Here is a 23385-nt window from a genome sequence, read left to right on the forward strand (position 1 = left end):
GGAATGATTACAAAAGCGAATGAGAAAGAAACGGAAAAAATATTACATTATGCAGCTCAATCACTTTTCGAAGGAACGAGAGGGAATTGTCAACTAAGTACGGAAAAAGCGATTGAAATTACAAAACCTTTAGTAGAAAAAGGGGCATATTATATAGTTACAAAGGAAGAAAATAAAGTAGTGGGATGGATACTAATAGGAGAAAATGTGGACTATTTCTCTCGTAAAAAACTCGGCTTTATTTATGAATTGTATGTTTTTTCAGAGTATCGCGGGAGAGGATTATCACGAAAACTAATGAAAGCTGGGATTAAGGAACTACAAGAAAAGTATTCAGAAATTCGCTTGAATGTATTTAGAGGGAACTTTGCAAAAGAAATGTACGAAGATTTTGGCTTCGTTGAAAGACAAGTAATCATGACGTTGAAGTGAGAAAACGATTTTAAGTGGGCGAAGAAACAAGAAAAAGAAAATCAGTATGTAATTTGTAAAGGTTATATTCTGAATTTTGGGCAAAAAAAGTTTTCTTTTTATTATTAAATAGAGGTAGAAACGCTTAGCAGTCCTTTAAAAAAAACAATAAATTTATATTATATAATATAATGTTATTATATTAAAAGAGAAATTTTGGAAAAATATCATATTTTTATTTAGAAATTTTTAAATTATTGATATAATCAATTTGTAGAATTGATTTTGGGTTAATTTTACTATTTTAAAATTTTAAGGGGGATTTAATAATGGCAGGACAAATTCGTATGTCACCAGAGGAGCTTAAATCAAAAGCGACTCGATATGGACAAGGTGCAAATCAAATTGAGGACATTTTACGTCAGTTACAAAACTTACAAAATGAATTAAGAGGAGAATGGGAAGGTCGTGCTTTCGAAGGTTTTGATCAACAGTTCAATCAATTAAAACCAAAAGTACAAAACTTCGCAGAGCTATTACAAGAAATTAATATGCAGCTTAATAAAACTGCAGAGGCTGTTGCTAGACACGACGAAGATCTTTCTCGTAATTTCGGTCTACAATAAAAACGGGCAAAAGAAATATATAATTTAGCCATGCAACTTTTGTTGTATGGCTAAATTGCTTTAAAACTAGAGTAAGATAAGGAGTCCTTAACTTAATAGACTCGCAGCCGCAGGAGTGATAAGTAGTGAAAAAGTTTAAGTGGAGCATCTTGTTGTTTATTATTTTAGCTCTTGTGCTATCAACAGGAGTCTCCTATTTAGCATTAAATCAAAATGTTAAGAAAGCTAATGAGAATAGCACGCCAAAAATGACAGTTGCATTAGTAAATGAAGATCAAGGAACTGTATTTGAAGGGAATAAAATAGCGTTTGGAGATCAATTTGTTAAAAATGTAAATAAAAATACGAAACAAGAATGGTACGTAGTTAGTCGCGGAGTAGCAGAAAATGGTTTGAAAAATAATAATTACAATATGATGATTGTAATACCTAATGATTTTTCTAGGAAAGCTGTTGCGATTGATTCAGAACTACCAGAGAAATTAACGTTAAACTACAAAGTAAATGCAACTGGGAATAAAGATTTGAAAGCTGAGGCTGAAAATACGGCGTCTACAATTTTAGAGGATTTCAATAAGCAAATCATCGACGTTTATTTTGCAAGTATTATCGGTAAGTTGCAAGGTGCACAAGATAATATAGGCAAAATAATTGAAAAAGGAAACGTTCAAACAACTATGTACAAAAAAGATGTACATAGTCCGTTGGCAAATTATACAAATCAATTTAAAACGGTACAAGACTATACAGGAATTTCTGTTAATAGTTTTAAAGGATTTCAGGATGTCTTAAAAGGGTTTGGTCAAACATTAGATGAAGGAAATAAATCTAATAATACTTATTTGGAAGGTTTTAATAACTTTCAAAAAATGCAATCTGATAATAATTTGTTAGCTAATAATTTTTCGAGTCAATTTAATCAATCTATGAGTGAGATGGGTGCAGGTGATGCTTTAAAGCAGTTAAGCTCACTGGAATCGGCAAATAAAATTATTGCAAATCAATTTATGCTTTCAGAGAAAGAACCAAATATTTTAGCTGATGCTTCAGCAATGCAAAAATATTTAACAGATGTAAAAAAACAAGTATCAGAATATGATACAGAACTTGCAGGAAAGTTAGAGAGTGATATTCAAGGGACGATAATTAAAAAGTTAAAGCAATCTATGTCGAACGATGGAAAGCAAGAGATCTTTATAAATACATTAATGAAACAACCAGATGTTCGAATAAAGAAACAAATCGAAAGTTTAATTGCAAAATTACCTAGTTTAAACATGGAAGAAATCGTTCAAAGTGAATTGCCAGATGCAACGAAATTACAACTGCAAAATGTAATCCAATTTACAAATAAATATAATAAAGAAAATAATTTTTATTATGACCCTGTAAATAAAATATCTTTAGGAAATGCCATTAAAGAAGTAAAGGATAGACTTTATAAAGAGGGAATTACATTTAGTGATACGGCGAACGTAATTAAAATGGAATCTTCACAAACCTTGAAGATAAATATTCCAGAAGAATTTGAACTATATGGAAATACAGGGGCTTTACATATTGATGATGTGGATCGTACAAGTGACTTTCTTCAAAGCGAAGCAGGAGAAATTACAATACCTCCTCGTAATGAAGGGGATATAAAGATTAATCTGCATGTGAAGTTAAAAAATCCAAACATCAATATAGATGTTTTCTCTCCTGTAATGTGGGACTGGAAATTGAGTGGGAATCATAAAAAAGAAACTAGTTCTGAAAAAGAAGAACCTAATAAAGAAGATAAAGGAACACAAACTGAAAACAGCAAGGTGGAAAATGTGGTTCATAAATCACAGTATGGCATTATACCGTTAGTACACAATGCTAAAAAACCTATTATCAAAAAAATGGAAAATACAACAGGGAATAACGGAGGAAGCCAAGAAGGTGGATCTGGAATAGGTAACGGAGGAAACCAAGAAGGTGGAACTGGGACAGGTAACGGAGGAAACCCAAACCCTGGAACAGGTAATGGAGGAAACCCAAACCCTGGAACAGGTAATGGAGGAAATCCAGATCCTGGAACAGGTAATGGAGGAAACCCAAACCCTGGAACAGGTAATGGAGGAAACCCAAACCCTGGAACAGGTAATGGAGGAAATCCAGATCCTGGAACAGGTAATGGAGGAAACCCAGACCCTGGAACAGGTAATGGAGGAAACCCAGACCCTGGAACAGGTAATGGAGGAAACCCAGACCCTGGAACAGGTAATGGAGGAAACCCAGACCCTGGAACAGGTAATGGAGGAAACCCAAACCCCGGAACAGGTAATGAAGGAAATCCAGACCCTGGAACAGGTAACGGAGGAAACCAAAATCAAGGTGGTAACTCAACGACTATTGAAAGTACGACGAATCAAGTTGTACATCAAAAATCAGAAGAATTAACAAAAAATATATCTAGTGTATTAATAAAAGAAGCAGTAGATACAGTTGAAAGTTATCAAGGTTTAATTAGTCTGTACGAAATGTATTATGGGATTGATTTAAGAACGAAAGATGTAGGTCCTAAGCTAGAAGAGGGAAGTTTAGATGCAATTGCAACTGAACAATCTTTGTACTACGTATTAAATAAACAAAGCTTAATTGATTTAATTTCAAATCTTGTTTCATCAAGTATTACGACAGAAGTAAAGCAAGATATGACAGGTTTAAAACAAAAAATAGACTCTTATCAACAATTCATTACTAGTGCGGATCAAAATTCAATGCTACTAGCGGAGAAATTAAATGTAACGACGCAGCAAGCAACTAGTATGAATGAAAATTTAGGAGAGTATTTAAAAGGTTTAGCGAAATGGCGTGAGAGTAGCTTAAAGCTAGTTGAAGAACAGCAAGTGCTAACAACAAATAATACTGGTGAGCAAACAGCTGTTTTATCGTTAGATTCTGGTATTAAATCATTAATGATGCAAAGTCAGTCATTGGTCGAGAGTTCGAAGCATAGTTTAACAACATCAGACGATGTATATAAAACATTTGATCAAATTAATGGACAAGCAAAAGAAATTCAAGACAGTGGAACGACAATTGTTTCAAAGGCTGATTCATTATTAAATGACTTTACAAAGAAAATGGACGATGATAAATCATTCTCCAAAAACTTTACTAAAATTTTGGCTAATAGCCGAATTGGTGATCGCCAAAATGAAATGTTATATCAATTTTTATCTAGTCCAGTTCAGAAACAAAATGATGGAGTCATTGTAGCTGGTAATGCTTTTACACCATATTTAATTGTATTAACTTGTTTTATTGTTGCGTTATTTACAGCATACGCAATTGCGAATCAAGAAAAGAAACGAACGCAATCAGATCATTTTGAAGAGAAATTCTCATTAATTGATATGAATGTACCAACTACAGTAGTGGCATTCGGTATATCAATTGTGGAAGGAATTAGTATAGGTATCATTTCTGGACGTCTTTTACAGTTCGGTCAAGATCAAAGTTTACTATGGATTGCGTTTATCACAATCATTATGATGGCGTTTGTATTGGTCTCAACATACTTATTACGACAAATAAAAATGGTAGGGATGTTTATTCTATTAGTATTTTTAAGTATGTACCTATTTTTAACTGAAGCAGTTGGAAGTAAAGTAGATCAAATGTCGTCTGTTGGAAAGGTACGTCAGTTCTCACCACTTCAGTATATAGAAAGTTTTCTAAATGATTTTATTAGCGGTAAAGATACTGGAAAAGCTATTTTCATCGTGTTGTTTGTAATTGCCATTATCGGATTAGTTAGTAATCTATTTGTATGGCATAAGAAATGGGAGGAAAAAGAAGTAAATGATCAAACAATGGAGCATAGTGGCTAAGTTATCATTTCTCTCTATCCTTTTACTGTTTGTCGCGCTACCGATAAGGAGCGCGGCTGACAGTTATCTTGGTGATGATGGGAAGATTAAGTTTAAAGTGGATCGACTTGAAGAAAGCGACCAGGAAAAAAATAAAAAGGAACATAAGGAAACGGAATTAGATAAAGCATCGATTGAGTTATTTAATAAAGAAATAGAAGAAGAAATTCAGAAAAAGAAAAAGAAAGAACAAAAAGATATGGAAGCTTTACGAGATTCTCTTTTTATAAAACAAAAAGAAATAAATAGTGTTAAAGATACGAAAAATAGTTTGTTTAGCAGTGAATACGTTGTCAGAAAAAGTGCAGATGAAGTAGCGAGTAATGAAACAATGAATGAAAAGCCAATTAGTACAACAATAATATTATTATTTGGCGGTGGCATTGTACTTATTTGCATCGGTATTTATACAGTTCTTCGCAAAAGTTGGAGGTAAAGTAATGGCAATACAAACACATATTAATGTAACGGTAGATTTTAGTAAATGGAATGGAAATACATACGATTTGCGTATTCCGAATCATCAATCTATTAAATATTTATTGAAAAATTTATTAGATACGCTAAAGGTTGATAATCATGAAGGTTCACATTTTGTGATTAAAGTGAAAAATAAGTCAATTATTTTAACAGATAATGATCGTTTAATCGATCACCAAATAACAGATGGAGATATTTTACAAGTTTTATAAAGAATATTTTATACTTTTAGTTATTTGAAAATAAGTTATTACGGGTTATAAAGAAAAGGAGAAGAGGATAAAAATGACGGAAAAAACAATTCAAATTGGTGCAATGAACTATCAATTTCAAATAGAAAAAGAAAATTGGGAATTGGAGATGACAAAATCTCAAACACGTATAAAAGACTTCCGTCAATTCGATATAATTACGGGCGCATCATCTGAGTTTGTACCATTAACGATAGAAGAAACGGATGATATGTTTACTTTTATATTTCAAGTGGATAAAAAATTATATAAGTGGGACGATCTTAGCCGTTTTGGAAGAAATGAGAAATTAAGACTGCTTCGAAATGTTGCGCAGTTTCGTAAATATTTAAATAAACGAATCACGTTCTTTTTACATCCGGACAATATAGTTTTTAATGCTAATTTAATGCCAAGTATTATACATAGAGGAATTCGAGATATTGTTCCACCAACCCCGTTGTTAGAAGAGCAATTTTTAACACAATATAAGTGTCTAATTATCGCTTTATTCTCCCAAAAGCACAATTTTGATGATTTGTATGCTGGGTTACTAAAAGATGCAAAAGAAACAACATTTGAACAGACGGTTGCTCAAATGGAAAGCTTAGATGCATTACTGCAATTTCTTGATGACAGCTTTGAGAAGGAACAAACAAAAACAGAAAAAAATATGCAGTTAGTACCTAAAAAAAGCTATAAATCGTTTAAATACTTAGCTTTTTCCTTCATAGCGGCGACTGTGATTTTAGCTGCTCCTTTAATATATTTCACTTTTATAAAATTTCCTTATCAAAATAAATTATTAGAAGCAAATGCGAATTTCATAGCAACTGATTATGACAAAGTAATTACTCAATTAAATGAAGAGGAATTTGAATCATTACCGGTTGCGTCTAAATATGAGTTAGCATTTGCATACATTACAGCTGAAAAACTAGGTGAAAATCAAAAGAAAGCAATTATGAAAAATATTAGTTTGAAAAGTGATGAAAAGTATTTGCTTTATTGGATGTATAACGGAAAAGGTGATTTTGGTAAATCATTAGATTTAGCTAAGACACTTGATGATCCGCAGCTTATTATGTACGGCCTTGTTAAACAAATTGAATCGCTGAAAAATAATCCGGACTTGTCAGGAGAAGAGCGTGATCAAAAGTTAAAAACATATGAGCAACAATTAGATGAGTATAAAAAGAAATATGGTAATTCATCAAGCGATAAAGACTTGTCGGACACAGAGAAAAAAGAGTAAGCAAGCACTTGATGAGACAGTTGAAAAGGAGCAGTGAACACGGATGGAGCAACTATTAGTATTGACTTATGGAGACAAAATATATAAGTGCACATTACATCCAAATGAGCAATCAATAGTGTCGATTGGAAAAGAGTGGACAAATGATATTACGAATCCAAGTTTAGAACAAGAAGTAGAGTTAAAGTGGAATAATGAAGTGAACGCTTGGATGGTACAAAATCAATTAATAGAGTTCAATAAGGAATTTGAGATTGGAAAAACTAAAGATGTGAGCTTGAAAATCTTTATATCTATTATTGGTACAACTAAAGTGTTTGATATGGGTACGAAACATTCTCTTACAATTAGTCAAAACAGTTATGATGATATTTCTATTACCGGGACAAATGCGGATTTAATGCTATCTCGTGAAACGTTGTACGATTCTTTTAGAGTAAACGTATATGAAGGGGATGTATTTCATAATTATACGAAGCTAAAAGATAGCGCTATGTTAGAAGCAGGAGATCAATTATATTTTGATGGTGTTTTAGTAGAGATAGGCAGTGAAGATATTCAAGTATTGTCTTCAGAAGAGAACGTTAAATCTACGTTACCTATTTTAGTAGAATCCGAAACGAATTATCAAAGTGGTTATCCAGACTATCATCGTTCACCACGTATTATTTACCGTGAACCAGAAGAGAAAATGACAATTGCAAAACCTTCAAGTATGCCGTCAAAACCGACTGAGCATTTGGCGAGAATTATTGCACCATCTCTTGTCATGATTGTCGTAACAGTATTACTTGCTATCTTTATGAAATATGGAATGTTTATTATTGCATCGATTGCGATGACATTAGTAACGATTATTGTTTCTGTCACATCTTATATAAAAAATTTAAAGCAATATAAAATTGACATTGTTGAACGTGATAAAAGTTATAGAGCGTATATAAAACAAAAAACGAAAGATTTACATGCAGAAAGTGAAAAGCAGCGTCATGCATTACAATTTCATAATCCAAATGTTGAAGTAATACGTAATATGGCTGTGCAAGTAAATCCACGTATATATGAAAAAACAATGCTACATCATGATTTCTTAACATTTAGCGTTGGGACAGGACAAGCTAATACGAGTTTTGAAATCCAATTTAATGAAGAAGAATTTAGTCAAACGAAAGATGAATTAATTGATATAGCACGTGAACTAAGACAGCGTTATCTTTCTTTGGAAGATGTACCTGTTGTAACAGACTTGATAAATGGACCGGTTGGCTATATTGGACAACGCTCTTTAGTGTTAGAACAATTACAATTATTAGTTGTGCAAACCGCGTTATTCCATAGTTATTATGACTTGCAGTTTATTACTATTTTTCCTGAAGAAGAAAAAGAAAAATGGGATTGGATGCGCTGGCTACCTCATGGAAGTGTTCGAGATATAAATGTACGTGGATTTGTATACCATGATCGTAGTCGTGATCAAGTGTTAAATAGTTTGTATCAAATATTGAAAGAACGAAAATTAAAACTAGATGAAAAAAGTTCAACTAATGAAAAAATGTATTTTGCACCGCACTATGTCGTTCTCATTACAGATGAAAAACTAATACTAGACCATGTTGTTATGGAATTCTTTAATGCTGATCCGAGTCAATTAGGTGTATCACTTGTATTTGTACAAGATGTTATGCAGAGTTTACCGGAGCACGTGAAAACGGTAATTGATATAAGAGATGCAAGACAAGGGAACATCATCTTAGAACAAGGAGAGCTTGTTAACCGTCAATTTAAATTGAATCATGTACCGAAAGGGTTCAATTTAGAAGATGTCTCACGTGCATTGGCACCGTTAAACCATTTGCAAAACTTAAAAAATAGTATTCCAGAAAGTGTAACATTTTTAGAAATGTACGGTGTTGAGAAAGTAAAAGAACTGAATATCACAAGTCGCTGGGAGAAAAATGCAGCGCATAAATCTTTAGCTGTACCACTTGGATTACGTGGTAAAGAAGATATCGTAAACTTAAACTTACACGAAAAAGCACATGGACCACACGGGTTAATAGCAGGTACAACAGGTTCAGGTAAGTCGGAAATTATACAATCGTATATTTTATCTCTAGCAGTCAATTTCCATCCTTACGAAGTAGCCTTTCTACTAATTGACTATAAAGGCGGCGGTATGGCGAATTTATTCAAAAACTTACCGCATTTATTAGGAACAATTACGAACTTAGATGGAGCACAAAGTATGAGAGCGCTCGCATCAATTAAAGCTGAATTACAAAAAAGACAACGATTATTTGGGGAAAATGATGTAAACCATATTAATCAATATCAAAAATTGTATAAAGAGGGCTTAGTAAGTGAACCGATGCCACATCTATTTTTAATTAGTGATGAATTCGCGGAACTGAAGTCAGAACAACCAGAATTTATGAAAGAGTTAGTTTCAACAGCGCGTATCGGTCGTTCACTCGGAATCCATTTAATATTAGCTACGCAAAAACCGAGTGGTGTTGTAGATGATCAAATTTGGAGTAACTCGAAATTCAAACTAGCATTAAAAGTTCAAAATACGTCAGATAGTAATGAAATTTTAAAAACACCAGATGCTGCTGAAATTACATTACCAGGACGTGCGTACTTACAAGTTGGGAATAATGAAATTTATGAACTATTCCAATCAGCTTGGAGCGGAGCAGACTATGTAGAAAACAAAGAGGATAAAGAACATTTAGACGCAACAATCTATGCAATAAATGATCTAGGACAATATGAAATATTAAGTGAAGACTTAAGTGGACTTGGTAGCAGTAAAGAAGTAATAAGCGTACCGTCTGAACTGGATGCTGTTATTGACTACATTCACGATTACGCAGAAATAAATGAAATTGAAGCGTTAGTTAGACCGTGGTTACCACCACTTCCAGAAAGCGTATATTTACAAGACTTACACGCTATTCAGTTCAAAGAAGCATGGACGAAAGAAAAGAAACCATTAAAAGCAACAGTTGGTCTACTAGATCAGCCTGAATTACAATCACAAACACCATTAACACTAGATATTAGTAAAGACGGACACGTAGCGGTCTTCTCAAGTCCAGGCTACGGAAAATCAACATTCTTACAATCAGTCATTATGGATGTAGCTCGTCAGCATAGTCCGGAGCATTTGCATGTGTATTTATTAGACTTCGGAACAAATGGTTTAATGCCATTAAAATATTTACCGCATGTGGCAGACATCATTACATTAGACCAAGTTGAAAAATGCGAGAAGTTTCTTCGTCGCATAGAAGACCTATTAAAAGATAGAAAGCAATTGCTAAGTAAATATGGCGTCGCGAGTCTTGAAATGTATGAGAGAGCTAGTAAAGAAGTATTACCAACAATATTAATTACGTTAGATAGCTATGATTCTGTTAGAGAAGCTGGATTTGTAGAAGACTTTGAACGCATTATTGCACAAATTGTACGTGAAGGGGCAGCAGTAGGAATTCATTTAATGCTTACGGCTACACGTCAAAATGCATTGAGAGTACAAGTAAATACAAATATTAAACTACAAATTGCTCTATATATGATAGATGAGGCAGAATCTAGAGCTATTGTAGGAAGAACAGAGTTGAAAATTGAAGAATTAGCAGGACGTGGTTTAGTTAAAATTGACGAACCAACAATCTTCCAAACAGCTTTACCGACAAAGGGAGAAGATGTACTTACTCGAATTGAAAATATACAAGCTGAAGGAAAAGAGATGGATTCCTTCTGGGATGGAGAAAGACCGAAGGCAATCCCTATGGTACCTGAAGTTCTGGAATACAAAGAATTTATTGCATGGCCAGAAACAAGGAAAATTATTGAAGTAGGCAAACTAACATTTGGTGTAGAAACAGAAAGCGTTACACCTCTCGAATTAGATTTAACGGAAGCGTCTAATATTGTTGTAGGGGGAATTAAGAAAGATGAAGTTGAAAATGTAGTTCATCAATTCCTTCAACAGTTAGCAGACAGTGGTCACTTTGACCTAGGTTTAATTGATACAAGAACACGCAATTTCTCAAACTATAGAGAGAGCGCTGCTTTATATGTAGCTGAAAAAACAGGAATCGAGAAAACGATTAAACAAGTTACAAATGCTTATAAATCGAGAGAAGCGGCGTTTAAAGAGGAGCAAGAAGCATCAAGTGAAACAGTGAACCCGGCAGAATTTATTAAGAAATTTAAGCCGATTGTAATCGTAATTGCAGATGTAAATGATATTTTAAGTAATTTAGAAGATAGCGATATATACAGTTTGGCGGAATTAATAACAAATGGTGCATTTATGGGCATCCACTTCGTAATTGGCTGTGATGTTGATTCAATTGACAGTCGATACGACTTAGTTTCAAAAACAATAAAAACGCAATCTCATGTTATTTTACTTAGAAAATCATCAGGCCAAATGGTCTTCGATGTATCTAATAAAGATTTAAGTAGTACAAAATTAAATCCATTTGAAGGGTATTTTGTTGAAAATCGTTTTGCCACTAGAATTAAAGTGCCAACTATTTAAGGGGGGATTTGCATGGGGATAGAGGAATTAAATAGTCAAAAATCTGGTTTGTTAAGTAGTATAAGTCATCAACAAGGGCAATTGGCTGAATTACAAATGAAACTAAGAAGGCTAATAACTGCTAAAGGGAAATTTGTAAATAATCTTGAAGCAATTAAACAAAATCAAGAGCAGTTTAAGTCTTTAGAAATAAACGAGAGTAGTTGGAAGGGGCAAAGAGCAACTACTTTTAAAGAAATGTATGAACAACAAGTCATTTCTAATTTAGGGAGGTTTATCGGAGAACTAGGGAGAGTGCAAGAAGACATCGATCAAGCTATACGACGGCTTGAAAGAGAAATCGCTGCATGTGAGTCTAGTATTCTTTCTCTAAGTAGAAGTGTTTCAATAGTTGACGCTAGTATTCAAGTAGAAGTACAGAAGGCGGGGAAATGATAAATGGGGGAAATTAAATTAAATAAAGGGGTATTTGATGCGAAAGTAAGTGAATTGAAAAGTGGTGCTAGTGATTTAGGTAAGACTAAATTTAATGGTATGCAGTTACATCGTACGAATTTAAGTAAACTAAAAAAATATTGTGAAGCGATTGAAAAACTTTCACAGAAAGTTCAGCGATATGAGAAATTGTTAGAAAATGATATAAGTAGAGTGCAAGAAATTGGAGCAAAAATAGTAGAGAAAGATGCAAAACTTGGGCAAGAACTAAAAGTTGGTATACAGCAGCACTAGAAAAACATTCTACGTAAAAATGAAATAAGGGGAGAGAAACGTGGATAAAAATATTGAATTACAAGAAGTAAACGAATTACAAAAAAAATTTCAAACAAGTGCTGACGAACTAAATCAATATTTTGAAACTTTATTAGGGAAAATAGATGATTTGAACCAACTTAATTCTTTTCAAGGGAAAGCAGCAGATGGAATAAAGGGGTATTTTTCTAGAGTACATGGTACTACGATTGCTGGATTTCAAATTGCAGCGGAAGAGTTGAAAAATGAATTTCAAAAAGCAATAGAAACTTTTAATAGTACAGTTGATAGTGATAGTGATACAAAGATTTATGGGAACTATTTAGATAATGTAAAGAAAAAAATTAATGGTTACAGCAATGAATTTGATCGATCTAATGAAGAAGCAAAACAAACTATAGCAACTATAGCGGACATTGTCCCAACTCAGTATCCATCATCTTCAGGGATTTCTGAAGGGGTCCAAAAAAGTCAAAAGGAAGTTAGTGATACGCTAGAAAAATTAGAAACGTATAATAGTCAGCAAAATGAACTTCAACATTTTAATGAAACATTAAGTTCATTAGACAAGGGAATGAAAGAAATACAAGCAGCCAATGGAGATTTTTCTAGTAAGATAGTCGGAAAAATTATGGCTGGTGGATGGAATGGAAACTTAATAAATGGTATTTCGGATAGCATGACGACGTTTGATATTCGACAAAAGGGTGGTAAATTTGTGGTGGCCGCTTTTGCTCGTATGTATTATGCCAAAAAGAACTATGATTTAAGTGTTTTATTTGATTCTAATGGTCGAAAAGGAAAAGGGAAGTTTACACTATCAACACGTCAAAAAGAAGATTTAGTGGAAGTGTATAAACTACTTAAGATGGATAGTAGTGATGATAGTATATTTCGTTATATAAAAAATGGACTTAAATTGGATGGGGTAGAAAATTCGAGAATTACGAATGAACAAGTAAGAAAAGCAAGAAAAGGGATTTATAAATTGCCAGAATTTCAAGATTTTCAAAAGTTCCAACAGGATTGGAGTAAAAAAGGGCTACCTACTGCAATTAAAGAAAGGGGATGGAGTTCGTTTAAAACAGAGTATGTAAAAGGGTTAAAAGATTTACATCCTGGGCAATGGAAAGAAGCATTCAAAGAACTTGGAAAAACAGGTAAGGTTTTAAAAGGAACAGCTATATTTGGAGCGGTTGTGTCAGTTGGAAATAACATCGCAGAAGCTCAAAAAGATGGGTGGCAACTCCATGATATAGCAGATATAACGACAGACTCAGCAGTTGATGTTGGGGCAAACGCCGGAGCAGCTGCAACTGGGGCTGTAGCGGGGGCATTTTTCCTTCCGCCTATTGGAACAGTTGTAGGAGCTGGTGTTGCAGTGGGTGCTGTATATTTAATGAATAAAAAATTTAGCCAGCTCGGAGGGGATAGTATAATTGATGTTACTAAAAAAGGGGTCAAAAAATTAACAAAAAAACTTGGGGATCTATTTTGGTAATTAGGCTACAAGAAAGGTGCAGATAGATTATGTGGAATATAAAAGAGGAAGACTTAGATGGATTTCGAATGACATGTAGAAGGCGTTTAAGTCCTGAGGGTGCAACAGGGTTTATGCTAGGAACGATAATTTTTGATTCATTAGTGATGTTTTTTATTATTTTAGCATTAACTAAAACAGGGTGGGATTTCTATTCAAAACCTTTTGAGAAAGTAATTGTTAGTATGGAGCTTGTATTGTACAGCCTTCAACTAATTTTTTTAATACTATATTTATTTCCAAAAGCTCGTTTTAAATTTCAAAAACTACAGGCGCTTGTCGTATTATTATACGCATTTCAACTTGGTACTATAGGATGGACGGTTTTTATTCTTCCAGGGATGAGCGATTATTCAATTAATTCTAATACACTTATTTTTGTAAGTTTATTATTGTTAGGAGCAGTTGTTTTTCATATTGTCACAACAATTGATACATTTAAACAGGCAAGTAAAGGTGCGTTTAGTATGGATGAAAGAGCTACTTCATTTTTCAGTGAAACAAAATTGAATGTGCTCAAAGGAACTGTAATTTATGTGTTAAGTCTACTTATTTTAATTTATGTAAATAGTTCTTACTCATTAGATACAATGTTTGGCTATTTAATATTTACAGTGATTATGTATGCAGTAGCTATTGGTGCAGCTGAATTCCAATTGTTGGTGTACTGTAGATTTAAATTTAAATCATTTAATATGACATGGGAAGAGAATGAGAGAGAACGACAGAAATTTAGAAAATATAATAAAAAAAACAAATCGAAAAGTAGATAATAAAAGAAATGAATTTTTGCTATAGCATAAATTGTTAATTTATGTGTATTAAATGAGAAATTGCACATTTCTATTCGAAATAGAAAGAAATAAAGATAAGGGGAGTAGATGTTGTGAAAGTTCAATATAAAGCATTATCACTATTAAATTTAATTAGTATTACTCAAGTCGTCAAAAAAGAAGATTGGTTACTACCTGCTATTGCGCTGAGAAATCAAGTTATTCGTAATGGGATTTATGCAGTAGGACCGGTTCTCTTTAAATATAAACCACTTGAAAATGAACCAGCATATGGTGAATATACATATTGTGTTCCGGTAAATGAACGTGTGGAACTGGGGGAAGATTCTGCATATGAATACATTGATGGTTTAATAATTGAAGATGCTTTAAGTGTGCGTTTTACGGATGAAGATGGTGATATTGAAGATGTGTATAATTTAATACACGAGGTGGCAAATCAAAACCATATTAAATTAGATAGTAGTTTTTATCATGTATGCTTAGATGTATACGGTGATACATGGTTAGATATTTATGCTCCTATTATAGAAGTGGGTGAAACCGTAAAATGATTATAGAAGGGCAAAGTATTGCATATGCAAATGTTGTTTCAAAAGAATACTATATTCATTATACTTATATGAAAGATTCGATTGATGATTTTATGCTAGAAATAGAAAAAGCGAACTTAACAGCAAAAGGTCCACTATTTTATACATTGAAAAATGTTCCTTCAGATGAAAATATGTATATTGAATTATTTATGCCGATATATGAGGATAAAGTTCCACCATTAGAAACAATGAAATTTAGAAGCTATTACTATGTAGATGACATGCTTGTGAAACGATTGACAGGAGAGTATGAAACATTAACCGAGTATGCATATGCTGAGATGCTTCAGTATATGGAAGATAATGAACTTGATATGATTTCACCTATTTATCATATTTTTAGTGGTGATGAAGAACTACAGTATGTTGAAATAAAAATTGCAGTGGATACACAATAATAATTTAGTGTACTTTTAGTAATAGAGATATGAAAAGTAAAAGCTTGATTTTAGTTCCGTTTTATAGAAGAAGATAAAGGTATTCTTGAATTAAGAGTTCTAATTGTTGTTTTTAGTAGGAAGGGGTCTACATATGTGGTTATTTTCAAAAGAAAAAACTGTGTATTTTCAACAAGAGTGTGAGGATAAAACAGGGGAATTAATTAAGCAACAAATATTGGAGAAAGTATCAGTAGATGATTGCATAATAGCTGCTGAAATGATTGATGTATTGTTTATATACCCTGAAATTGCAGAAGAACTTGCAAGAATTTTATATATGAGTAATAAAGAATTATTCCGAACGGTTGCTATGTTTGTTGGTACATTTGAAATTTTTGTACAAGTCTCAAACACAACAAAAGTTATTATCCAATGTATTCCGGTAGATGAAGAAATGGAAGAAGAAGTGTTTTCGGATATGAAAGTGATTGGTTTTAAATATAAGAAAAAATCCACTGATGAAGAGATAGAAGAAATAGCAGAGTGGATGCTGGAATATAAAAAGATGTGTAAAAAAATAGCAGAGCACTATGAAACAGCTCAAAAAGAATCATTATTATAATGTAAGAATATCTGAGATTAATAAAACCTTCTCTTCTCGTTAGAATGAGGAGGTTTTTTATTCTAAGATCTATATGTAATTGATTAAATATTTCGACATGAGATTTTTCATTTGGAACAATCTGTATTGGTAGTAGTTACGTTCTGCAGTTCGCTTTGTTCTTATTTTGAAAGGGAAAATTTATTCAAAAGTCAATTTGTAAAAAGGAGAAGGTGTTATTTTGAATAAGGATCGGAATGTTTCGGAAACAGAGAAAAGTTTTTTTGAAAGGACAATAGTATCTATCTATAAAGCGTTAGAATTTATAATGAAATATACAATGATTCTAATAATAATAATGTCAATATTTGTGATAATTGCTGCTGTTTATTTTAAAATATATGAGGGTATAGGGGCGGGTGTATTCCTCTTAATCTCGTCATTATTTGCATATTTGGTATTTTTTAAGAAAAGTAAAAATGCCTAAATTAATAGCGAAAATAAAATTTCAAAGATTAACAACTATAATACGTTATTTGAAGAGGGAAAGTTTTGAATATGGCATGAATGTATAACAGCAAGAAAACCTTCTCTTTTCGTTAAAATGAGAAGGTTTTTATTTTTAATCTATATGGTTTAAGTGAATGTGGTTAAAGGTGGGGCACTTGAATGTGGAAAGTAAAAGAAGAAGATTTAGATCAATTTAGGGTGACATGTAAAAGTCGATTAAGCCCTGAGGGTGCTTTAGGTTTTATGATAGGAACAATAGTGTACGTTTCAGTTATGATGTTTTTTCTTATTGGTAATTTAGTAACGTTTGGTTGGGACTACTATACTACTTTATTCGAAAAAACAATTGTTAAAATTGAACTTGTGCTATATAGCTTGCAAATAATTTTTTTAATTCTATATTCATTTCCAAAAGATCGATTTAAATTTCAAAAGTTTCAAACGATTGTCGTATTATTATATGCATTTCAATTAGGTACGATATTATTCACGGCTTTAATTCTTCCTGGAATTTCGGATTATATAATCGACGGAATTACATTAGTATATGTAGGTTTCTTATTTATAGGAGCAGTGATTGTTCATATTGTGACAACGATTGATATGTTTAAACAGGCAAGTGAAGGTGCATATAGAATGAATGAAAGATCTGCTTCCTTTTTTAGTAAAACAAAAGAAACTATGATGAAAGTGGCTTCAATATACACATTAATCCTACTTATTTTGATTTATTTTCATAATGATTATGCGATTGCTACTTTGATTGGATATGTAATAGGTACTGTTTTACTGTACACAGTAGCCGTTGGTGCAGCAGAATTCCAGCTATTGGTGTACTGTAGATTCAAATTTAAATCATTTAATATGACTTGGGAAGAAAATGAGAGAATGCGTGGGAGAACTCGAAAACAAAATAAAAAATTCAAAACGAAAAGTAAATAAGGGTGAAATAGAATTTAAGTGTATGAGAATTATTTAAACTATATAGAAGGTGAAAAAGCTGGATGTGGAATATAAAAGAAGAAGATTTAAATGAATTTGAAAGTACTTGCAAGAATCGCTTAAGTCCCGATTGGGCTACAGGGTTTGTGTTTGGAACGCTGTTTTTTATTTCATTAATAATGTTTTTTCTTATTGGAGGGTTAATAAGGTTTGGTTGGAGTTATTACCAGACTCTCTTTGATAAAATAATTGTTAGCCTTGAGTTAGTGCTTTATAGTCTTCAAGTAATTTTTTTAATTATTTATCTGTTTCCTAAGATGCCATTTAAATTTCAGAAACTACAAACACTCGTGGTACTATTATATGCGTTTCAGCTAGGTACTATAACATTTACAATGTTGATAATCCCTGGAATATCAAATTATTCAATTGATCAAATTACATTAATGTATGTTGGGTTATTATTTTTAGGTGCAGTCATTTTACATATTTTAGCGACTATTGATACTTTTAGACAGGCAAGTAAAGGGGCATTTAATAAGGGAGAAGAATCCTCTTCATTTTTTAGTAAAACAAAGAGGATTGCAATAAAGTTTGCTGTAATTTATGTGTTAACTCTTCTCATTTTAATTTATGTGCATAATGATTATACACTAAATATTTTAGGATTGTATGCGGGAGGAACTCTAATAATGTACGCGGTAGCCATAGGTGCAGCTGAGTTCCAATTATTAGCCTATTGTAGATTTGAATTTCCATCATTTTATATTTCGTGGGAGGAACATGAAAGAGAACGTCAGAAAAGAGTAAAGCTTTATGAAGAGAGGGAAAAAAGCAAGCCAAAGAAATAAAATAAGTTTTGGTTTCTGGAAATTCGAATAGAATATATAAGCAATAAAGGATTGTATATAAATCGATGCTATTAAAAATTAAAGTATCTTCAATATAATCTGTATGAGTAAATAAATACCGGTAAGTAAAGGTGAACTATATTACTATCAAAATGGGAATGTAATGAACCTAAAAATGCCTAGAGAAATCAACGGGGTGTCAGTATGAAGTTAAAGAAGAAAGCTAAGATGATGATAGTTTTGTCGATAGTAGCAAGTTTATTAAGTGGATGTGGTTTTGGGGAGACGAAGATAGAGTATGAGAGATTAGTAAAGGCGTTGGATGAAGGGGATATGAAGACAGTTATGTCTGCGAGTGATGATGGGTATGCTTATGTGACCCAAAGAGGTATTTATAGTACGTTTGAGCAAAAAGAAGATGGAGAGCACAGTAAAACAATTCGTCAAACTACGGAAGGTGTATATAATACAAAAGATAAAAGTTTATATGGAGAGGCGATACAAACAGTTGCGACTGATATAGAAAAAGACAAGGGAAAAAGGACAAATGAAAATTATAAAAAAGAAACTATTTATAGTACTCATGTTAAGTATGAAAATGGACAGGTGAAAAGTCCGGATTCAAATCTAGATGTTTCATACGTGAACTTAATTGTAGATCGTAATGGGATAGGGAAACTAAAGATGAAGCCCGAGGATGATATAAAAAAGTTTGATCAGCCTAATTCAGTGGGATATCGAATAACTGAATCTGAATTTAAAAATATTATTAATAATAAATTAAAGATACAATACGATGAATTTGATGGAGCAACAATTGTATTGCACCTGGATGCCCCAAAAAATCCAAAACAAATTTTGCAAATGAGGATAGATATAGACTTTAAAGAAAAGAATGAGGATGGAAAAGTAGTAGAAAATATGTTCCAAATAATAACGTATTTTAATAGAAAACAGGATAATAACCAAGATGCGAGACAGGAATATTTAAAATATAAGGTGCAGTACAACAAAAGAGATGGTTAAGAGTGGCGATGAAAATAAAAGATGTGAAATTAGTGACTAAGAAAATTGCATCTTTATTTTGGTAATATACTATAGTTCGGGGAAAGGTAGAGTTAACAAATGTGGAACATAAAAGAAGAAGATTTAGATGAATTTAAAATAACATGTAGACATCGTTTAAGCCCAGAAGGAGCTATGTTGTTTATGTTTGGTGGAATGCTTTATAGTTCGTTATTGATGCTTTTTATTTTTGGAGCATTAATTAGATTTGGCTGGGATTACTATCCGACTCTTTTTGACACAGTAATAGTCAGAATGGAATTGTTGTTATATAGCCTACAAGTAATCTTTTTTATTATATATCTGATCCCTAAGGTACGTTTTAAATTTCAAAAGCTCCAGACATTGGTGATATTATTATATGCGTTTCAGTTAGGTACTATAGGTCTTACGGCATTTGTTCTTCCAGGGATGAGTAATTATTCTATTAATTTTATTACGCTTATTTATGTAGGTTACTAGTATTAGGAGCAATACTTGTTCATGGTGTAACAACAGTTGATACTTTTAAACAAGCAAGTAAAGGTGCATTTAGTATGGGAGAAAGATCTACTTCATTTTTTAATAAGGCAAAGAAAAATGTAATGTTTGGTGTGGCAATTTATGTACTAATTCTTCTTGTTTTAATTTATATACAAAATAATTACTCATTGAGCATAATGTTTGGTTACTTTATATTTACGTTCATCATGTACGCGATAGCCATAGGCGCAGCTGAGTTCCAATTATTAGCCTATTGTAGATTTAAATTTCCATCATTTTATATTTCATGGGAAGAACATGAAAGAGAACGCCAGGAATTCTTAAAGCGTTATAAAGAGAGAGAGGAAAAGAAAGCGAAAGAAATAAAATAAGTTTTGGATTCTGAAAATTCGAATAGAAAATATAAGCAATTAGGGCTTGTATATAAATCGATGCTATTAAAAATTAAAGTATCTTCAATATAATCTGTATGAGTAAAAAAACACCAGTAAGTAAAGGTGAAGTGTACTACTATCAAAATGGGAATATAATGAACCAGTAACCAACGGGGTGTCAGTATGAAGTTAAAGAAAAAAGTTAAGATGATGATAGTCATGTCAATAGCAGCAAATTTATTAAGTGGATGTGATTTTGGGGAGACGAAGATAGAGCATGAGAGACTAGTAAAGGCGTTGGATGAAGGGGATATGAAGGCTGTTATGTCTGCGAGTGATGATGGGTATGCTTATGTGAAAGAGAGAAGCATATATGGGATTTTTGAGGGAAAAGAAGACGGTACTCATAGTAAAACAATCTATCAAACAACAGAGGGGATTTATAATACGATTGAGAAAAAATTATTTGGAGAAACAACGGAGGAAATAGCTACAAATATTAAAAATGAAAAAGAAAAGGCGGATATTAGTAATTACAAAGAAGAAGAAATTTATCATACTAATATTATGTATGAAGGTGGGGAAGTGAAGACGGTAAAAACAGCATTTGATGTGTCCGCTGTTAAATTAATTATGGATCGCTTACAGGGAATAAAAGATTTAAAACCGTCAGAAGATACAAAAGGATTCGATGAACCGAATATTGTTAGTTATAGTCTAACAGAATCTCAGTTTCAACAAGTACTAAACGATAAATTAAAGTTAGAATATGATGAATTTATTGGTAGCTCAATTGGATTGCACTTTAATGCTATAAAAGATTCAAAGAAAGGATCTATGGGACTATTAGAAATAAGAATAGCTGTAAGTGTAAAGAAAGAAAATGTTTTAAAACAACAGGAAATATTTGTAAGCTTTAATGATAAAAAAAGTAATAATAAAATAAAAGAAGACTATTTGAACTATCAAAGACATTTTAATTATATAGGTGATTAATGTGACCAAAAGATTAATTAATAAAATAATTATTATGATAGTAATGATTCTATTAGGTGCGTGTAGTTTTGGTGAAAAAAAGATAGATTATGAGCCGTTTGTCAAAGCTTTGGATGAAGGGGATATGAGAAAGGTTATGTCTGCGAGTGATGATGGATATGCGTATGTGAAAGAACGAGTTGTTGATTTTACTATAGAAACAAATGGTGATGAAAACCATTATAATACGCTGTATCAAACTACTGAAGGTATATATAATTTGAAAGAAAAATTGTTATATGGAATAACGTCTCAAAGAATAACAAGTAAAACAAAAGATGAAAAGGATAGACATAAGAATAATAATTATAAAGAAGAAGAAAAATATAATATAAACTTGCTGTATCAAAACGGAAAAGGTCAAGGATCTGATTCAAATTTGGATGTTACTCCTGTGAAATTGATATTTAATAGATTACAAGGTGTAGGGGATTTAAAACTGAAAGCAGGAGGTAACAGAAAAAAAATTAATGAACCAAATTCAGTTGGATTTACTTTAACAGAAGCGCAAATTCAAGAAATAATTAATGATAAATTAAAATTGCAATATGATAAATTTGAAAATGCATCAATTGTACTTAACTTTAACGATTCAATAGACAATGAAAAACACCCAATGCAAATAACAGAATTAACAATTTCAATTGACTATAAGAGGCAAAATGATGAAGGTAAAATGTTAACACATAGTCAGCAAATATATGTGTATTTTAGTAGTGAAAAAGATAATAATCAAGAAGCTACGAAAGAGTATGTAAATTATAAAAAGAAATATGAAAATAATAAATGATTAAGTAAGTGAATGAAAGACCGAAAGTTGAGGAGGTTTTAGGTGATGCAATTACTTCTAATTGTATCATGATGGAATATTTAGAGAGATTAGTGTGGTGAATGTTTAATAATTATTTCTAGTTGTATTGGAGAGAATTAGAGCATAAAAATGCAGCCCCAATTGCTAGACTATATGTAACAATTGGGACGTTTATCTATCCAAATTTAGTTTGAATACATAACATTTTTTAGTTAGAGTCATGGCTCCGCAAGTAGTTTCTTCATCTTCATAATAACGGTGTGAAATTTTTTTGTAATTTGCTTTTATTGCTAAGTGACAACTATTTCTGTATATAGAGTAGCCCTTATTATCGGTACATCGTCCACATTCCAATATCTTTAAACCCTAGTCGTTTATAAATTCGTCCAGCAGCTGGATTGTTATAAAATAAACAAAGTGTTCGGCCTTCTTTCGTAAAGTCTTGAATCATTTTTTGTAATATGAGTGAAGCAAATCCATTTCCGCGGTAATCCGGGTGTGTACATACACCAACTACCATTGCGGATAATGAATTTTCAGCGGAAGTTGAGGAGGATGCGATGATTGCGCCGTCTTTTTCAATATAATATGTACGTCCTGTATTTGTTTCGATAGCTTGCCTTAACATTTTTTCTGATTCATTAGCAGCCGGGAATTCAGCGATGTCACTTCGTAATTTCATAATTCGTTCTATATCATCGAGTGAGGCAAGTTTAATTGTTTCATGAATTGGTGTGCTAGGTAAGTTGCTGTCATTTAGACATTCGCAAAAATACATTTCATTTTTGGCGCCTAGTTGTACACTTGGAGCAGTTTCAAATCTTTCTACAATAGTTGACTTGCCAGAGAGTTTAAGCGGCTTATATGCGGCAAGAAGTGCCTCATAGTCAGTAACCACAAACTCTTCTTTACTATACGGTATAAATGTATCGTGAAAGCGGAGTAAAATCGATTTTAATGTTCCGTTCTTTTCGAATGTTCCCCATAGTTCTTGAAAGTCTGTATCATAACCGAAAGCTTCAATATCACCAATAATAAATAAATTCATTGCTGCTTCTTCTTTTAGAAAAGAAAGTACTTGTTCATGATCATTTTGAGTTAATTTTTTGAGCACAGTAAATCGACCTCTTTTTTATTTTTTCTAAATATTACAACTTTTTATTTTTGAAATCAATATAAAATTTTATGTTTAGT

21 protein-coding genes and 1 pseudogene are annotated in these 23385 nt (G+C 32.3%); 21 read left to right on the forward strand and 1 reads right to left on the reverse strand.

Going from position 1 to position 23385, the window contains the following annotated elements; all coding sequences use genetic code 11:
• The first annotated feature begins 3 nt into the window (after nt 1–3).
• The 21 genes and pseudogenes from I6L50_RS16720 to I6L50_RS16815 all read left to right on the forward strand — a co-directional run bounded on the left by I6L50_RS16720 (nt 4) and on the right by I6L50_RS16815 (nt 22170).
• Nucleotides 4–432: a GNAT family N-acetyltransferase gene (locus I6L50_RS16720; RefSeq protein ID WP_219302094.1), complete on the forward strand. Its 429-nt coding sequence runs from the start codon at nt 4–6 to the stop codon at nt 430–432.
• Nucleotides 433–740: 308 nt separating this feature from the next.
• Nucleotides 741–1037, forward strand: a complete 297-nt coding sequence (locus I6L50_RS16725) for a WXG100 family type VII secretion target (protein ID WP_000918598.1) — start codon at nt 741–743, stop codon at nt 1035–1037.
• 125 nt (nt 1038–1162) lie between these two features.
• The gene (esaA, locus tag I6L50_RS16730; protein ID WP_257475395.1) at nt 1163–4900 is read left to right on the forward strand and encodes a type VII secretion protein EsaA; all 3738 of its coding nucleotides are present in this window, start codon (nt 1163–1165) and stop codon (nt 4898–4900) included.
• A complete protein-coding gene (essA, locus tag I6L50_RS16735) occupies nt 4872–5375 on the forward strand; it encodes a type VII secretion protein EssA (RefSeq protein ID WP_219302095.1) in 504 nt (167 codons plus the stop codon). Before esaA ends, essA begins: the two co-directional genes overlap by 29 nt.
• Before the next feature lie 4 nt (nt 5376–5379).
• On the forward strand, nt 5380–5631 hold the full coding sequence (locus I6L50_RS16740) for an EsaB/YukD family protein (RefSeq protein ID WP_219302096.1): 252 nt from the start codon (nt 5380–5382) through the stop codon (nt 5629–5631).
• Between the two features lie 73 nt (nt 5632–5704).
• Nucleotides 5705–6904, forward strand: a complete 1200-nt coding sequence (essB, locus tag I6L50_RS16745) for a type VII secretion protein EssB (RefSeq protein ID WP_219302097.1) — start codon at nt 5705–5707, stop codon at nt 6902–6904.
• Between the two features lie 43 nt (nt 6905–6947).
• Nucleotides 6948–11459, forward strand: coding sequence for a type VII secretion protein EssC (gene essC / locus I6L50_RS16750; protein WP_219302098.1), 4512 nt, complete (start codon nt 6948–6950; stop codon nt 11457–11459).
• 12 nt (nt 11460–11471) lie between these two features.
• Nucleotides 11472–11894, forward strand: coding sequence for a YwqH-like family protein (locus I6L50_RS16755; protein ID WP_219302099.1), 423 nt, complete (start codon nt 11472–11474; stop codon nt 11892–11894).
• A 3-nt stretch (nt 11895–11897) separates the two neighbouring features.
• Entirely contained in the window at nt 11898–12188 is a 291-nt protein-coding gene (locus I6L50_RS16760) for a TIGR04197 family type VII secretion effector (protein ID WP_219302100.1), read from the forward strand.
• A 40-nt stretch (nt 12189–12228) separates the two neighbouring features.
• Complete coding sequence (locus I6L50_RS16765) at nt 12229–13710, forward strand: T7SS effector LXG polymorphic toxin (RefSeq protein WP_219302101.1); 1482 nt, start codon at nt 12229–12231, stop codon at nt 13708–13710.
• A 29-nt stretch (nt 13711–13739) separates the two neighbouring features.
• Nucleotides 13740–14522 carry a hypothetical protein gene (locus tag I6L50_RS16770; RefSeq protein ID WP_219302102.1) on the forward strand — a complete coding sequence of 261 codons (783 nt, stop codon included), beginning with the start codon at nt 13740–13742 and terminating at the stop codon, nt 14520–14522.
• Between the two features lie 113 nt (nt 14523–14635).
• Nucleotides 14636–15097: a DUF5085 family protein gene (locus I6L50_RS16775; RefSeq protein ID WP_002127051.1), complete on the forward strand. Its 462-nt coding sequence runs from the start codon at nt 14636–14638 to the stop codon at nt 15095–15097.
• Nucleotides 15094–15537 (forward strand): DUF5085 family protein, encoded by a 444-nt coding sequence (locus I6L50_RS16780; RefSeq protein WP_033730227.1) that lies wholly within the window; start codon nt 15094–15096, stop codon nt 15535–15537. Before I6L50_RS16775 ends, I6L50_RS16780 begins: the two co-directional genes overlap by 4 nt.
• Nucleotides 15538–15670: 133 nt before the next feature.
• Nucleotides 15671–16141: a hypothetical protein gene (locus I6L50_RS16785; protein ID WP_219302103.1), complete on the forward strand. Its 471-nt coding sequence runs from the start codon at nt 15671–15673 to the stop codon at nt 16139–16141.
• A gap of 220 nt (nt 16142–16361) precedes the next feature.
• A complete protein-coding gene (locus I6L50_RS34885; protein WP_002186029.1) occupies nt 16362–16607 on the forward strand; it encodes a hypothetical protein in 246 nt (81 codons plus the stop codon).
• Nucleotides 16608–16789: 182 nt separating this feature from the next.
• A complete protein-coding gene (locus I6L50_RS16790) occupies nt 16790–17572 on the forward strand; it encodes a hypothetical protein (RefSeq protein ID WP_219302104.1) in 783 nt (260 codons plus the stop codon).
• Between the two features lie 62 nt (nt 17573–17634).
• A complete protein-coding gene (locus tag I6L50_RS16795) occupies nt 17635–18423 on the forward strand; it encodes a hypothetical protein (protein WP_201033687.1) in 789 nt (262 codons plus the stop codon).
• A 204-nt stretch (nt 18424–18627) separates the two neighbouring features.
• Nucleotides 18628–19449: a DUF3952 domain-containing protein gene (locus I6L50_RS16800; protein ID WP_219302105.1), complete on the forward strand. Its 822-nt coding sequence runs from the start codon at nt 18628–18630 to the stop codon at nt 19447–19449.
• A gap of 99 nt (nt 19450–19548) precedes the next feature.
• A pseudogene (locus tag I6L50_RS16805) lies at nt 19549–20342 on the forward strand (hypothetical protein).
• Between the two features lie 186 nt (nt 20343–20528).
• Nucleotides 20529–21341, forward strand: a complete 813-nt coding sequence (locus tag I6L50_RS16810) for a DUF3952 domain-containing protein (protein WP_219302106.1) — start codon at nt 20529–20531, stop codon at nt 21339–21341.
• Between the two features lies 1 nt (nt 21342).
• Nucleotides 21343–22170 carry a DUF3952 domain-containing protein gene (locus I6L50_RS16815; protein ID WP_257475396.1) on the forward strand — a complete coding sequence of 276 codons (828 nt, stop codon included), beginning with the start codon at nt 21343–21345 and terminating at the stop codon, nt 22168–22170.
• A 349-nt stretch (nt 22171–22519) separates the two neighbouring features.
• Here the strand turns inward: I6L50_RS16815 and I6L50_RS16820 are convergent, their stop codons facing one another.
• Nucleotides 22520–23305, reverse strand: coding sequence for a GNAT family N-acetyltransferase (locus I6L50_RS16820; RefSeq protein ID WP_219302107.1), 786 nt, complete (start codon nt 23303–23305; stop codon nt 22520–22522).
• Between the last annotated feature and the right edge of the window lie 80 nt (nt 23306–23385).

It is taken from the genome of Bacillus sp. FDAARGOS_1420 (assembly GCF_019344915.1).
In the GTDB taxonomy this organism is placed as follows: Bacteria; Bacillota; Bacilli; order Bacillales; family Bacillaceae_G; genus Bacillus_A; species Bacillus_A mycoides.

Excerpts from the sequence above, each read along its gene's own strand:
- I6L50_RS16720 (WP_219302094.1), top strand. The coding sequence starts at position 4 with ATGATTACAAAAGCGAATGAGAAAGAAACGGAAAAAATATTACATTAT.
- I6L50_RS16725 (WP_000918598.1), top strand. The coding sequence starts at position 741 with ATGGCAGGACAAATTCGTATGTCACCAGAGGAGCTTAAATCAAAAGCG.
- essA (WP_219302095.1), top strand. The coding sequence starts at position 4,872 with ATGATCAAACAATGGAGCATAGTGGCTAAGTTATCATTTCTCTCTATC.
- I6L50_RS16740 (WP_219302096.1), top strand. The coding sequence starts at position 5,380 with ATGGCAATACAAACACATATTAATGTAACGGTAGATTTTAGTAAATGG.
- essB (WP_219302097.1), top strand. The coding sequence starts at position 5,705 with ATGACGGAAAAAACAATTCAAATTGGTGCAATGAACTATCAATTTCAA.
- essC (WP_219302098.1), top strand. The coding sequence starts at position 6,948 with ATGGAGCAACTATTAGTATTGACTTATGGAGACAAAATATATAAGTGC.
- I6L50_RS16755 (WP_219302099.1), top strand. The coding sequence starts at position 11,472 with ATGGGGATAGAGGAATTAAATAGTCAAAAATCTGGTTTGTTAAGTAGT.
- I6L50_RS16760 (WP_219302100.1), top strand. The coding sequence starts at position 11,898 with ATGGGGGAAATTAAATTAAATAAAGGGGTATTTGATGCGAAAGTAAGT.
- I6L50_RS16770 (WP_219302102.1), top strand. The coding sequence starts at position 13,740 with ATGTGGAATATAAAAGAGGAAGACTTAGATGGATTTCGAATGACATGT.
- I6L50_RS16780 (WP_033730227.1), top strand. The coding sequence starts at position 15,094 with ATGATTATAGAAGGGCAAAGTATTGCATATGCAAATGTTGTTTCAAAA.
- I6L50_RS16785 (WP_219302103.1), top strand. The coding sequence starts at position 15,671 with ATGTGGTTATTTTCAAAAGAAAAAACTGTGTATTTTCAACAAGAGTGT.
- I6L50_RS16790 (WP_219302104.1), top strand. The coding sequence starts at position 16,790 with ATGTGGAAAGTAAAAGAAGAAGATTTAGATCAATTTAGGGTGACATGT.
- I6L50_RS16795 (WP_201033687.1), top strand. The coding sequence starts at position 17,635 with ATGTGGAATATAAAAGAAGAAGATTTAAATGAATTTGAAAGTACTTGC.
- I6L50_RS16800 (WP_219302105.1), top strand. The coding sequence starts at position 18,628 with ATGAAGTTAAAGAAGAAAGCTAAGATGATGATAGTTTTGTCGATAGTA.
- I6L50_RS16810 (WP_219302106.1), top strand. The coding sequence starts at position 20,529 with ATGAAGTTAAAGAAAAAAGTTAAGATGATGATAGTCATGTCAATAGCA.